Source organism: Pampinifervens navoyensis (assembly GCF_046159715.1).
GTDB lineage: Bacteria > Aquificota > Aquificia > Aquificales > Aquificaceae > Pampinifervens.
The window spans coordinates 1-242 of the sequence record NZ_JBJXCT010000070.1; the positions used below are offsets into that span (position 1 = coordinate 1).

The 242-nt window shown below is 72.7% G+C and carries 1 protein-coding gene; it reads left to right on the plus strand.

From position 1 onward, the window contains the following. The coding region (locus ACKRDP_RS10040) for a hypothetical protein (protein WP_489685592.1) at nucleotides 1-242 on the plus strand (242 nt) is incomplete at both ends.

A 242-nucleotide genomic window follows, 5' to 3' on the forward strand; every position in this document is an offset into this window, starting at 1 on the left:
GGCGCAGACCTCGAACGCCCCCACCCAGCTGCCACTGTCGTTCTCGACCGGTGACGCGACGCAGCTGATCACCGTGGTCGCGTCGTCCACGAGCAGCACGACCGGCACCCTGCAGGCCTGGCAGCGCGACGCCGGCGGCTGGCACCGCTACGGCGGGTCCGTCCCGGCCTGGCTGGGCTCGGACGGCCTCAGCACCCACCCGAACGAGTCGATCAGCGCCACGCCGATCGGCAGCTTCACGC